Below are 13810 nucleotides of genomic sequence, written 5' to 3'. Positions count from 1 at the left end.
TGCGGACGTGGTTCCACGCCGTCCACGTGCGGAAGTACGCCCGCCATTCGCGTGTCAGCATCGGCGGCCGACAGCCCTACCGGGTTTACGGCGTCGAGATGGGCCCAAAGCAAGTGTGACGCAGTGAAGTCGAAGCGTTTAAGGGACCTCAGCCCTCTCTGTCGTGCACCCCGTCGCGGTCACCCGGGTTCCAGGTGCCAGGAATCATCGGCATCCTGGCCCGGCCGCCCAGTTCATCACCGCCCAGGGTGGTGAGGCCCGCCGCGGCAGAATTTTCCTTGCATGCCGTGCCTGCGAAGCCCAGCTTCCCGGCGCCGCGTTCTGACGCTAACGTCGCCGGCTCCTCCCAGTCCGGATCGACGTTGACGTTCATGTCGATGAACTCATCGCCGTATCCACGCTGCCGCGCCCGCTGGCGCCGACGGACCCGCGCGGCCTCCCGCGCGGCCACCACGGAGGCCGCCGCGGCCGAATCGGGCTCTGGCGCCTTCTTTTTCGCATCGGCGGCAGCTCTCGCACCCATTCCTGAACCAGACCCGATACCCGGGGGCGCAACGGCAAAAGGAGGCACAAATGGGACCGCACCCGCGGCCGGCGGCGCGGGCGGTGCCGGGCTGGCCGCGGTGCTGGCCGTTGGCATAGGCGCGGGCGCGGGCGCCGACGGTGCGGCCGCAACAGGCACGGTGATTGGGGTCGTTCCGAGCGCCGCCGGCAGGTTGGCCACTGCAGGAGGGGGTGGAGCTGCCGGCGCCGCCACGGGCGTAGGTGGGGGCGCGAGCCCGGTCAGGCCGGCGAGACCGCCCAGGGCCCCGAGTGGAGCCACGGCGACGAGCGCGGGTACCAAAAACAGCTGCGGCTGCGTCGGGAGCCAACTAGCGAGCTGGGCTAGGTGAGTCGGCCAGTCGAGCAGCACGAGGTTGGTGATGAACTCGAAAGCCGCCGCGGGGTTTTCGGCCAACAACGCGCCAAACTGCTGAAAGTCCGAGAACAGTTCGAGCGCTCGAGCGACCCACCAGAGCAAGTCTCCCGGGTTGGTGTAGGCCTCAAATGGCAGTCCGTTGAGCGTCCCCTCGACCGGATCCCATTCGATCCCAAACGGCCGCAGGATTTGGGCGACGAACTGATTGAGCGGGCTGTCGAACCCGTGCTCATGGCCGTGGTGGTCGTCGTCTTCCTCGTGATCGTGTTGGGCGGTGGTGTCGGCTTTCAAGATCTGCGGGGCCGGATCGGTCTGCGGGGTGGCGGCCACCGCCGCGGTGGAGACTGCTTCATAGGTCGTCATGGTGGTGGCGGCCTGGATCCACATCCGCGCGTAGTCGGCCTCGTTGACCGCGATCGGAATCGTGTTGATCCCAAAGAAATTCGTCGCCACCAGGGCACTGTGGATAGCGTGGTTGTTGGCCAGCTCCGGCAGCGTCGGCATCGCCGCCAGCGCGGCGGTGTAGGCCGTGCCCGCGACCTCGTGCTGCGCGGCCGCCGCAGCGCTGTGAGCGCTGGCCTGCATCAACCATGCCAGATACGGGGCATGCGCCGCCACGTAGGACTCCGCGCTCGGACCCTGCCATGCCCAGGCTTGTGTCGACGTCAACACCGCGCTGAGTTCCTCTGCTACCGAGGCGTATTCGGCACTCAGCGAGCTCCACGCGGCGGCCGTGCCGAACAGAGACGCCGGGCCCGGGCCGCTGCTAAGCAACGCCGAATGCACCTCCGGCGGTGAGGCGATCCAGATCGGTGCGATCATCAGCGAATGCCCCCGCTGCAGTCAGCGATCAGCGTGGTGGGTGCGGCAGGCAACGTCATCTTCGGCAACTCCTGGGCTGGAAAGGCTAACGGGTCGCCGAGACGGTATTTGAAAATGGTTGTCGTTATCAACGGTGCCCGCCATCCTCATACCAAACGCATAAGGCCAAGGGCCGCGTATGGAGTTAAGTAGCGGCTGCGTCGGATGGGCACCTCGGATGGCGTGGCCAGCCCGCAAGCGTAGGTCAAAAACAGCGACACCGCCGCGAACACGATCACCAGGCGGGCGAACCGGCGGGGTCTTGGGCCATCGCGGGCGGTGCTGGGATCGGGAACACGGCCGACCATGACGAAGCGTCGATTACGCTGCAGCCCAACAGAATCGCCAACCGACTATTCGGAGATCCTGCGGCTGACCGAGCGGCTCGGTCAGCTGGGCGAGACGTTGTAATAGCTACCGCAATACGGCGGCGCCGTACCAGTGTCAAAGCAGCAAGGCGACTTCGACGTCGAGGCGGTCGTCCGTGATCGGTCTGCCGCGGCGTTCGACGGCCCTGTGGACGCGGTACTTCACAGAGTCAGAATGCAGATGCAGCTCCTCGGCGGCCGCCTTGTAACTCGAGCCGGTGCGCAAGAACACTCGAAGCGTATTCTGGCAAAGTCATGACCGCATTCGACGGAAACACTGTTTTTCTCAAAGAATTGGCGAGCCAGGTGGAAGCCGCGGACGCGCCCTCCCGCCTGGAGGTCACCAACGCGATGACCGGTCAGCCGCTTGGGGATGTCCCGCGCTGCACACCTGATGATGTAGCCGCTGCCGCCGCGCGCGCCCGGGCGGTTCAGCCGGGATGGGCCGCCCGGCCGATCAAGGAACGAGCTTCCGTGCTGCTGCGCTTCCACGATCTGGTGCTCAAGCGACAGGATGAAGTCCTCGATCTGATCCAACTGGAGAACGGCAAGGCGCGCCGGCATGCGTTCGAGGAAGTCCTCGACGTATGCTTGACGGCCCGGTACTACGCCAATACCGCCGCCGACTACCTGCGTCCGAAACGACGTCAAGGTGTGCAGCTGATGCTCACCCAGGTCACCGAACTCCATCACCCCAAGGGCCTGGTCGGCATCATCTCGCCGTGGAACTATCCGCTGACGCTCGGCATCAGCGACGCCATCCCGGCGATCGTCGCAGGCAATGCGGTGCTGACCAAACCCGATCAGCAGACACCGTTTTCGGCGCTGTGGGCGGTGCAGTTGCTCGAGGAGGCCGGCATGCCGCCGGGTTTGGTGCAAGTCGTCACCGGATCCGGCTCGGAGTTAGGCGCGCCGATCATCGAGCAGTCGGACTATTTGATGTTCACCGGTTCCACCGCTGTCGGCCGCACCGTCGCGGCGCAGGCGGGTCACCAGCTGATCGACTGCTCGATGGAGTTGGGCGGCAAGAACGCGCTGCTCGTCCTCGACGACGCCGATGTCGGCAAGGCGGTATCTGGCGCGCTGCGGGCCGCGTTCTCCAATGCCGGGCAGTTGTGCATCTCGGTCGAGCGCATCTACGTCCCGGCGACCCTGTGGGATGAATTCACCACGCGTTACGCGGACGCCGCCAAGGCGTTGAAACTCTCCGCCGCCCTGGACTACTCGGGCGATATGGGTTCGCTGATCTCCGAGAAGCAGCTCAAGACCGTAATCGACCATGTCGACGACGCGGTGGCCAAGGGCGCCGCCGTGCTGGCCGGTGGCAAGGCGCGCCCCGACATCGGACCGCACTTCTACGAGCCGACAATCCTTTCCGGGGTTCGCGAAGGCATGCTTGCGTTCGCCGACGAGACGTTCGGGCCGGTTGTGTCGCTCTACCGCGTCGAGAGCGAGGACCAGGCGATCGCGAAGGCCAACGACAGCGACTACGGCCTCAACTTCAGCGTCTGGACCTCGGATCCGAAGCACGGCCAGCGAGTTGCCGCCCGCCTGCAGGCGGGCACCGTCAATGTCAACGAGGCCTATGCGGCGGCCTGGGGATCGGTCGACGCACCGATGGGCGGCATGAAGGCGTCGGGCCTCGGGCGCCGCCATGGTGAGCACGGAATCCTCAAATACACCGAATCGCAGACGATTGCGACCGAACGCCTGCTGCCCGTCGGCGCCCCGACTTGGCTAAAGCCCGACCGCTATGCGCGGATCATGACCGCTGGACTGCGCGCCCTCAAACGGCTGCCCGGAGTCAAGTAGGAGAACAGCGATGCCCAACCAATTCGACTCGGTAGGTCAGCGCTGATGGGCATAGTCGATGTTTCGCGGTGGCAGTTCGGGATCACGACCGTCTACCACTTCATCATGGTGCCGCTGACGATCGGACTGGCTCCGCTGATCGCGTTGATGCAGACGGTCTGGGTGGTCACCGACAACACCTCCTGGTATCGATTGGCGAAGTTTTTCGGCAAGTTGTTCCTGATCAACTTTGCGTTGGGGGTGGCAACCGGGATCGTCCAAGAGTTCCAGTTCGGCATGAACTGGAGCGAATATTCACGCTTCGTCGGTGACATCTTCGGCGCACCACTGGCCATGGAGGGGCTCGCCGCGTTCTTCTTCGAGTCGGTCTTCGTCGGATTGTGGATCTTCGGCTGGAGCCGGCTGCCGCGCCTCGTGCACCTGGGATGCATCTGGGTCGTGGCGATCTCGGTGAACGTCTCTGCGTTCTTTATCATCGCCGCCAACTCGTTTATGCAACATCCGGTCGGAGCGCATTACAACCCGGCGACCAAACGCGCCGAACTCGACAGTATCGTAGCGCTTTTCACGAATAACACTGCGATAGCGGCATTTACGCATACTGTCGTGGGCAGCTGGGTGACCGCCGGTGTGTTCGTCGCCGCGATCTCTACCTGGTTGATGGTGCGCGAACCGACAGCGGACGAGGCGCGCACCATGTACCGACCGGCGACCATCCTGGGCTGCTGGGTTGTGCTGGTGGCCGCCGTGGCGCTGTTCTTCACCGGGGACGTCCAGGGCAAGCTGATGTTCAAGCAGCAGCCGATGAAAATGGCGTCGGCGGAATCTTTGTGCCACACGGCAACCGACCCAACGTTCTCGATCCTGACGGTGGGTACCCACAACAATTGCGACAGCGTCGTGCGCGTCCTCGAGGCGCGATACGCGCTGCCCTTCCTGGCCGAAGGCAAGTTCAGCGGTGTAACGCTCGAAGGTGTCAAAGACATCCAACAGCGAGACGAGAAACAGTTCGGACCGGGCAACTACCAGCCGAACCTGTTCGTGACGTACTGGTCGTTCCGCGCGATGGTCGGACTGCTCGCCGTGCCGCTATTGTTTTGCCTTGCGGCCCTATGGATGACGCGAGGCGGCCGCATTCCCAAGCTGCGGTGGCTGTCCTGGTTCGCGCTGCTGACGATCCCGACCCCGTTCTTGGCCAACAGCGCCGGGTGGATATTCACCGAAATGGGCCGCCAACCGTGGATCGTGGCACCCAACCCGAACGGGGATCCGATGATCCACATCACCGTGCACCAGGGCGTGTCCGACCACGTCGCCGGTATGGTGCTGTTCTCGCTGATCACACTCACGCTGGTCTACGGTGTGCTCGCGGTGATCTGGTTCGGGTTGATGCGCCGCTACGTGGTTGCCGGGCCCCAGGAGCACGATGCCGAACCAGCGCCTCCCGCGGCGCCGAGTGAGGACGAGGTTGCGCCGCTGTCGTTCGCGTACTGAAAGGAATTGATCGCCGGTGGATTTGCATGAACTCTGGTTCGCAATCCTCGCCGCACTATTCGTCGGCTTTTTCATTCTGGAGGGCTTCGACTTCGGGGTTGGGATGTTGATGGCGCCGCTGGGCCGCGTCGCCAAGGGCGACGCCGAGCAGCACCGACGAACCGTCCTCAACACGATCGGGCCGGTCTGGGACGGCAACGAAGTGTGGCTGATCGTCGCCGGCGGTTCCATGTTCGCCGCGTTCCCCAACTGGTACGCCACGGTTTTTTCTGCGCTCTATCTACCCTTGCTGGCCATTTTGTTCGGGATGATCCTGCGTGCCGTGGCCATCGAATGGCGTGGGAAGATCGACGACACAAAGTGGCGCAGTTGGGCCGATATCGGCATCGCGGCCGGATCCTGGCTCCCCGCAGTGCTCTGGGGCGTCGCATTCGCGATCCTGATACGGGGACTGCCGGTGGACGCGAACCATCGGGTCCATCTCGCGTTCGGCGACATCATCAACCCCTACACTGTGTTGGGCGGTGTGGCGACCACCGCCCTGTTCCTATTCCACGGTGCGGCTTTTCTGGTCCTCAAGACCGCCCAAGGCGTTCGCGAAGACGCGTTGCGTTTCGCAACAGTCATGTCATTGCCCGTGACGGCCGTCGTCGCAGTATTCGGCCTGTGGACCCAGTTGGCCCATGGAAAGGACTGGACCTGGTATCTGCTGGCGGTCGCCGTAGCCGCCCAGCTGGCCGCGGTCGCACTTGTGTGGCGTCAGCGGATCGGCCTGAAAATCATGACCGGAAACCCCAGGGAGGGGTGGACTTTCGTCTGCACAACGCTCGTCGTCGCCGCGGTCGTCGTGCTGCTATTTGGCGCGCTGTATCCCAACCTGGTGCCGTCGACACTGAACCCGCAGTGGAGCGTCACCATCTACAACGGGTCGTCGACTCCCTACACGCTGAAGATCATGACGTGGGCCGCGCTAATCACCGCCCCGGCGGTACTCGTTGCCCAGGCTTGGACGTATTGGGTATTCAGCCGCCGTATTTCTGCCGAGGCCATCCCGCCGTCAATTGGGTTGCGCAGGGACGCTGCCGGACCGCGCGCCGACACGACGCGTGACGTCCCCGCGGTGTAATTGATCCTGCCGTCGACAAAAGGTCGGAGACGGGATCCGCGCCGCCAATCTGAGCGCCTAACCTCACTCGGCTCCCCGGAACGTCACCTTCTCCAACGCAACGGGTCGCAGGTAACCACCCTCGAGTGTGCGATGCCACCACGCCCGTTCGCGCACGAGTTCCCGCCATGTGGTGAACCGGTAGCGGTAAAGCTGGGCTCGCACATAGCGCGGCGGCGTATCCGGGAAGGGATTGTGGCGCAGCAGACGCAGCGTCGGCGGGTCGTTCTGCAGTAGCCGTACCAGGAATCCCCGAAGCCACGGGTATGCGTAGTGCGGGGAGATGGCCGCGAACCACATCAGCCAGTCCAGGCGGAGGTGATACGGCGCCCATTGCGGCGGCAGCCGGCGAATCGCTCCGGGCTTGCCCTTGAACTCGTATTCCTTCCACACCGTGTGATCGGTGATCTCTGCCTCGTCGGTACCTTCGATCACCACCTCCCGGCGGGTTCGCCCGATGCTGCCGAATGCGCCGTAGGTGTTGATCAAATGGAGGGGGTTGAATGACATGTTCATTCGCTGTGCGCGGGAAATCATGTTGCGCACCGGCCAGTAGGTCAAAAACAGCGACACCGCCGCGAACACGATCACCAGGCCGGCGAACCACGGCGGCGTCGAAGCCATCGCGGACGGCGCTGGGATCGGAAACACGGCCGACCATGACGACGCGTCTATTACGCTGCAGCCCAACAGAATCGTCAACCAGTTGAGCCACGCGAAGTTGCCGGAGGCCACCAACCACAGTTGGGTGATGACGACAATCGCCCCCGCCACGCTGGCCACCGGCTGCGGGGCGAACAACCCGAACGGCACCACGAGCTGCGCGAAATGGTTGCCCGCCACCTCGATTCGGTGCAGCGGCTTGGGCAAATGATGGAAGAACCAGCTCAGCGGCCCGGGCATCGGTTGCGTCTCGTGGTGGTAGTACAGGCAGGTCAGATCGCGCCAGCACGAGTCGCCACGCAGCTTGATCAGTCCCGCACCGAACTCGAGCCGGAACAGCAGCAAGCGCGCCAACCACATCGTCAGCAGCGGCGGAGCGACCCGGTCGTTTCCGAGGAAGATCGCCAGAAAACCGGTCTCCAGTAGCAGCGACTCCCAGCCGAACGAATACCAGGTCTGTCCGACGTTGACGATCGACAGATAAAGAATCCAGAGCAGCAGCCACATCGACATCGCCGCCCAAAGCGGCACCAGGCCGGTCACCCCAGCGATGATCGCCGCCGACAGCGCCGCACCCAGCCACGCGACGACGGCGAACAGCCGATCGGAATAGCGGAAGTGGAAGAGGCTCGGCACCTGGCGGAAGGACACCCGCGCCAGATATTGGGGGACCGGCAACATTCCGTGCTCGCCGATCAGCGCGCGGAATTGGCGCGCGGCAGCGACGAATGCAATCAGGTACACGGCCGCGATACCGCGCTCCAGTATCAGTCGGCCCAGCCAATATTCGGGTGCGCTCAACCATCCCATGCCCGCGGCTCCTTGGACGGTAAGCGTCCATTGTCCCGCGTATCTCGCCAATCAGTCGGAAATCGAGGGCCGCCGTCGCGACACGACCACCGACGCGGCCACTGCCGCCAGCGAAATCAGAGCCAGCAGTTGCACACCGGCGGAGTGCCCGGCGTAACCGTGGACCGACCGCCACGGATGCCGGGACAGCGCGGCACCGGCCAGAATCAGTCCACTTGCGCTCAACACCACGTTGACCGTCGACCGGTGCCGCGGCTGATCACGCAGCATCCACTGGAGCCCCAACGCGGCGCCGAACACCACGACGCCCACGACGCCGGCGACCAGCCCCCCAGCGGAAAGCAGCGCAACCGAGGCCCACGGCCCGGGTGCCCACGGGCGGGCGGGAGCGTCTTCTCGCTGCCGGCGGCGCGCGGGCCACCACGCCATCAGCGCCAACAGCGGCAGCAGCGCCAGCCCGCTGGCCAGGCCGGCCCGGTACCACGAATTGGGCGCGAAGGCGAGCGTGACGGTGCCGGACGTTCCCGCCGGCATCACCCAGCCCTGCTGCCATCCGTTGACCGCTACCGGCGTCAGTCTGATCCCGGAGCTGGTGCGTGCCACCCAACCGGGATTGATGCTTTCCGGCACCACCAGCACCCGCGACGTCGTCGCGTCCGGTAGCCGGATCTCGCGACGGGCCGGACTCCATACCCCGGTATCGGCCTGAACCGTTCTGGCACTGGGCAATTCGGCGGCGAGTGGCCCGGATAGCTGAGCGCCGTCGACGACGAACCGCTCGCCCGGGCTGATCAACAGCTCCTGCTGACCGGCCGGCAACGCGATCGGCTGACGCTCGCACGGTTGGGCGGCCACCGGGTCGCCGCGCAGCAGTGCTCCGACCGTGGTCTTGATCGTCGTGTGCACGAACCTGCCGGCGATGGCGAGCACCGGACCGTGGGCGCAGTCGACGGTGATTGCGCGGGCCCGGTTACGCGCGGGGTCGGCGGCCGCCACGGGTCGGTGGTCGCTGCCGAGCACCGCGATCTCGGCCAGCCCCGGCGGCTTGAGCTGGTCGAAGCCCAGCGCGGTGCGGTCGATGACGTCGTCCCAGTCGAGCAGGCTGAGCGTGACCCTGTCGGTGATCCGCGGTTTCAGCGACAGGCTTTGTGCTCCGCCGGCCCCGTCGCCGGATGTGCGCACTTCGCGGACCTGCGGGCCGTCGCCGAGGTCGACGGCGACCAGCGTGGGATGCGCGGGTACCGGCGACGCGGCGGGCAGCAGGCGCAGCCCGGTCACCTCGGTCGGCCGGGGCAGGGTGATGGTCAGCGTCGGCGGTGTCTTCTGCTGCACCACCCGCTGCGGCGCAATCCACGCGGTGGCCGGATCGCCGTCGGTGGTCGCATACGCCGAGCCGAGGACATCGACCAGATCGGAATCACCCTTGGCCCGTGCGGTGTCCGGCTCGGCGATCAGATCGGCCAGCTTGGGACCCTGCCGTGCGCGCACCCAGACGGCCGGCGTGACCGACACCGGTTGGGGCACGGTCAGCGTGCGGCTGAACGTGACCGGCGTTTCGGGTAGCAGCGCCATCGACGCCGCGCAGTGCATAATCCCGGGATCCCCTGGACCCTCGGCGCAGCCCGGTCGGTCGAGCGGTTCAGCGCCCAGGTCCCACCGGGCGACCGCGGCATTGCCCGGCGGTCCGGGAACCAGCACGGTGTGGCGCAAGTCGACCGGGTGCGCGAACCCGAAGGCGTCGTATTGGGTGATCGACAGGTCGGTGATGCCGAACTGCACACCGGCGGATCCGTCGTTGGTGCCGATCGCGGTGACGCGTACCCACGGCGTTTCGCCATATGGCAGCGCCGCGGTCAGCGGTTTGCCGGCCTCGTCGAACCGCAGCGTGGTGGTGCCGTTGACGGTGGACACCTGGATCCTGCGGACCTGGGCGCCGACGGCGGTCGCACTGGGTTTGACCGTGATGACGGCGTTGGTCACCGGATGGTCGAAGTCCACTTGCAGCCATTGCCCGACGGCGGACTGCAGCCCGTTGGACACCCACGCGGTCGCCGGATCGCCGTCGATCGCGGCGGCGGGCGAGGACGCGGTGGCGACGTCGGGCAGAGCTGTGGCATCCGACGACGAGCTGGACACCGTGAGCCGGCCGCCGGTCCAGCCGCCGTATACGGTCGGCGCGCCGGGGGTGGGGTAGTCGGGCACCCGGTTGAAGGTGTGCCGGGCGTCGCCGGCGGCGCGGATCGCCGACGAATGATTGTCGACTCGGCCGTAGTCGGTCTCCCTGGCGACCGGGGTGTCGGTGGCCGTGACGACGGGAGTCGGCAGACCGGCGCGGGTGGCCTCGGCGGTCGTCAGCACCGGGCCCAGGGCGGGCTCACCGAGCAGGCGCCCGCGCTCGTCGAGGCGCAGCAGCACCTCGGACCCGCCGTCGACGCGGGCCAACTGGTCGGTGTCGACGAGGTAGGGCGCGGCAGGATTGCGCGCCGCCGCTTCGTCTTTGAGGACTCGGTAGATCTCCACGGCGGGATACCTCGGCCGTAATCCGCTGTCGCTGACGAATCCCGACACCGGGCCCGGCCCGACCGGCGCACCGAACTGCGCGACCTTCTGCAGCCGCGGCGACCCGGCGATGGCCCGGTGCACCAAGATCGGGCGCGCCGACCGCGACGTGTCGGGGTCCAGGTCGTTGCGCAGCACGACGTACGAAATCCCTTGGCGGGCAAGGGTATCAGCCAGACCCAAGGAGGGTCTGCCGGCGGCGAACAGGCGTTGCACCGAGTCCAGCGCCCGGATGGTCTGCGGCGGTGTCAGCGGGATGGAATCGCGTACCCCCCAAGGACTCTCGCCGAGCACCTGGAACGGCTCGTCGTGGCTGGTACCCCACAGCTGGGTGGCAAACGGCGCGCCGGGAACCACCAACACCCGACCCGGAGCCGGCGTACCGGTGTTGTGTTCGGTGAGCCAGTCGGCGGTCTCGTGCCAATACCGCGGTATCGCGCTGAAGGTGCCGGGCGGGGTGATCCGGCCGGTCCACGCCAGCGAGGTGCTTACCAGAAGGGCGGTCAGCACAGCGATTCCGGCCGCCACCCGTTTGTCGCGTTCCGGGTGAGCTAACGCGTGGATCCACACCGGCCTCGGTGCACTGCCAGGCAGCGGTATCCGGCCCAGCAGCTCGGCCAGGCCCAGCAGTACCGGGATCCGGATCAGGGACTCCAGCTTGTGCACGTTACGTAGCGGGGCTCCGCCGGCATCCAGGAAGGCCTGCACCTGATGCGCCATCGGTGAGCCCAGCCCGCCGCCATAGCCGGCGGCCAGCAGCACCACGCCGACCAGGAGCATGGTCACCAGCCGCCCGGACACCGGGCCCCCGCGCATTGCCATCCCGGCGAGCCCGGCCAGCCCGGCGGCGGCGACCAGGCAGGTGCCCAGGATCGCGACCGAGCCGGTGACCAGTGGTGCCCCCGCGGTGGCGTCGGGCGCCACGAACGGCGTCCAGCTGTCGGTGCCGCGCAGCACTTCGACCAGTGACGACCATTGCGTTGTGACACCGGAAGATTCGATGAAATCCAAAAACGGCGGGCTGATCCGGGCCATGAGTACCAGCGCCACCAGCCACCACGACATCGCGAGGGCCAGGGCAACCAGCCACCATCCGGTGTATCGCCACCACAGCCGGTTCGGCCGATGGCAGGCCCACCAAATCACGGCGGGCAGACAGCCCGCCAGCGTCGCGATGGCGTTGACGGCCCCCATCAGCGCGACCGCGAGACCGGCCTGCCCGGCCAGCCGTCGCACCGACCTGCCGGGATCTGCGCGCAACGCGAGAATCGTCGGCAGCAGCACCCACGGCGCCAGCATGATCGGCAGGGTCTCCGACGAGATCGACCCCAGGGTGGTCAGAACCCGCGGCGACAGTGCGAACGCCGCCGCGGCGATCACCCGCGACGTCGGCGTCCCGATGTGCAGCGCCTCGGCGACCCGCAGCAACCCCCAGAAACCCACCGTCAGCAGCAGCGCCCACCACAGCCGCTGCGTGATCCAGCCCGGCAGCCCCAGCAGGTGACCGGCCAAGAAGAACGTGCCGTGCGGAAACAGGTAGCCGTAGGCCTGGTTTTGCGCCTGCCCGAATGGCAGCTCGCTGTTCCACAGGTTGGTCGCCCGAACCAGGAAGCGCAGCGGGTTGGCGGTGAGGTCGAGCTTGGTGTCGGGAGAAATCTGCCCGGGCGACTGGACGAAGCTCAAGGCCAGCGCGACCGTGCCGACCAACCACAACCAGCGCCGCGAGAGCGGCGAGCTCAGGCTAGCTGCGGTTGCCGTACTCAACCCGATTGAGTACCGACGACTGCGGGTCGCCGCCGGGAAGTGGGGGCTTGGTGTCCTGCTGCACCATCAGCGTGATCCCGAAGATGGCGGCGGCACCCAGCAGCAAACCGACCACGACGCTGGCGGCGGCGGGCGCCACGAACCGATTCATAGTCGCCAAACCTAGCAGAACTAGCGGTCGCGGTCGTTGCCCGTGGGAGCGGCGGCCATGGCGTCATGACAGCATGGGCGGATGTCTTTTCCCCGCGTTCTGGCCGCGCTCGCCGCGGTGACGATGCTGTCGGCGGCGTGCGGCGGCACCGGCGAACGACCCAAGTCGGCACCGGCGCCGTCCCACCAGGCCGCCGCCGCACCGGCATGCGGGGACTCGGCGGCCGTCCTGGCGGCAATGTCGACCCGTGACAAGCTGGCTCAGCTGCTGATGGTCGGGGTGCGTAACCGCGTCGACGCCACGGCTGTGGTGAAAGACCACCACGTCGGCGGCATCTTCATCGGCAGTTGGACCGAGCTGTCGATGCTGAAAGACGGGTCGTTGAAGGGTCTTACCGCGTCGACAGCCCTGCCGCTGGCGATCAGCGTCGACGAAGAAGGCGGGCGGGTGTCCCGGCTGTCTCCGCTGATCGGGCCGGCGCCGTCGGCGCGGGTGCTGGCCCAGACCCAGTCTCCTGAACAGGTCTACGGCACGACGCTGAAGCGGGGACAGCGGATGCACGACCTGGGCATCACCATCGATTTCGCTCCCGTGGTCGACGTCACCGATGCGCCGGACGACACCGTGATCGGCGACCGGTCGTTCGGCTCGGATCCCGCCAAGGTCACCGAGTACGCCGGGGCATATGCGCGGGGCCTGCGCGACGCCGGGCTGCTACCGGTGCTCAAGCATTTCCCCGGACACGGGCACGGGTCCGGCGACTCGCACACCGGCGGGGTCACCACGCCGCCGCTCGCCGAGCTGCAAAAAGACGATTTGGTGCCCTATCGGACGCTGGTCACCGCGGCCCCGGTCGGCGTCATGGTCGGCCATCTGCAGGTTCCCGGGCTGCCCGGCAATCTTCCGGCAAGCCTCAACCCGGACGCCGTGCGGTTGCTGCGCACCGGCAGCGGCTACGGCGGTCCGCCCTTCAATGGCCCGGTGTTCAGCGACGACCTGTCCAGCATGGCTGCGGTGAACGAGCGCTACACCGTGCCCGACGCGGTCTTGCGGACCCTGCAGGCGGGCACCGACATCGCGTTGTGGGTCACCACCGACGAGGTGCCCGCGGTGCTGGCTCGCCTCGAGAAGGCCCTGGCCGCAGGTGAGCTGACGATGCCGGCGGTCGATGCGTCGGTGCTGCGGATCGCGCAGATGAAGGGCCGACGCTCTGAGTGCGGGCGCTAGCGCACTGGATTCAGCTA

General features: G+C 66.8%; 8 protein-coding genes and 1 pseudogene. 4 read left to right on the top strand and 5 right to left on the bottom strand.

Annotation, left to right across the window (positions count from 1 at the left end; genetic code table 11):
- Positions 1–148: 148 nt before the first annotated feature.
- Together AWC06_RS16530 and AWC06_RS16520 are read right to left on the bottom strand one after the other, a co-directional pair.
- Entirely contained in the window at positions 149–1741 is a 1593-nt protein-coding gene (locus AWC06_RS16530; RefSeq protein WP_085199098.1) for a PPE family protein, read from the bottom strand.
- Positions 1742–2224: 483 nt separating this feature from the next.
- Positions 2225–2395: pseudogene (locus AWC06_RS16520) on the bottom strand (helix-turn-helix domain-containing protein); the annotation flags it as partial.
- An 8-nt stretch (positions 2396–2403) separates the two neighbouring features.
- Here AWC06_RS16520 and AWC06_RS16515 point away from each other — a divergent pair.
- The 3 genes from AWC06_RS16515 to cydB are packed head-to-tail and all read left to right on the top strand — an operon-like array spanning position 2404 to position 6580.
- Complete coding sequence (locus AWC06_RS16515; RefSeq protein ID WP_085199096.1) at positions 2404–3960, top strand: succinic semialdehyde dehydrogenase; 1557 nt, start codon at positions 2404–2406, stop codon at positions 3958–3960.
- A gap of 45 nt (positions 3961–4005) precedes the next feature.
- Complete coding sequence (locus AWC06_RS16510; RefSeq protein WP_085199095.1) at positions 4006–5454, top strand: cytochrome ubiquinol oxidase subunit I; 1449 nt, start codon at positions 4006–4008, stop codon at positions 5452–5454.
- A gap of 16 nt (positions 5455–5470) precedes the next feature.
- Entirely contained in the window at positions 5471–6580 is a 1110-nt protein-coding gene (gene cydB / locus AWC06_RS16505) for a cytochrome d ubiquinol oxidase subunit II (RefSeq protein WP_085199094.1), read from the top strand.
- Positions 6581–6643: 63 nt separating this feature from the next.
- Here the strand turns inward: cydB and AWC06_RS16500 are convergent, their stop codons facing one another.
- Genes AWC06_RS16500 through AWC06_RS16490 form a run of 3 tightly spaced genes read right to left on the bottom strand, consistent with a single transcriptional unit; the run spans position 6644 to position 12566 of the window.
- Positions 6644–8092 carry a lipase maturation factor family protein gene (locus AWC06_RS16500; RefSeq protein ID WP_085199093.1) on the bottom strand — a complete coding sequence of 483 codons (1449 nt, stop codon included), beginning with the start codon at positions 8090–8092 and terminating at the stop codon, positions 6644–6646.
- Between the two features lie 51 nt (positions 8093–8143).
- A complete protein-coding gene (locus AWC06_RS16495) occupies positions 8144–12391 on the bottom strand; it encodes an alpha-(1->3)-arabinofuranosyltransferase (protein ID WP_139820092.1) in 4248 nt (1415 codons plus the stop codon).
- Between the two features lies 1 nt (position 12392).
- Entirely contained in the window at positions 12393–12566 is a 174-nt protein-coding gene (locus AWC06_RS16490) for a DUF2613 domain-containing protein (RefSeq protein ID WP_067342410.1), read from the bottom strand.
- A gap of 81 nt (positions 12567–12647) precedes the next feature.
- Here AWC06_RS16490 and AWC06_RS16485 point away from each other — a divergent pair, with 81 nt between their 5' ends.
- Positions 12648–13793: a glycoside hydrolase family 3 N-terminal domain-containing protein gene (locus tag AWC06_RS16485; protein ID WP_085199091.1), complete on the top strand. Its 1146-nt coding sequence runs from the start codon at positions 12648–12650 to the stop codon at positions 13791–13793.
- Positions 13794–13810 lie beyond the last annotated feature (17 nt).

The organism is Mycobacterium fragae, assembly GCF_002102185.1.
GTDB classification, from domain to species: Bacteria; Actinomycetota; Actinomycetes; order Mycobacteriales; family Mycobacteriaceae; genus Mycobacterium; species Mycobacterium fragae.
This window is presented reverse-complemented; position numbering and strand designations above follow the sequence as displayed.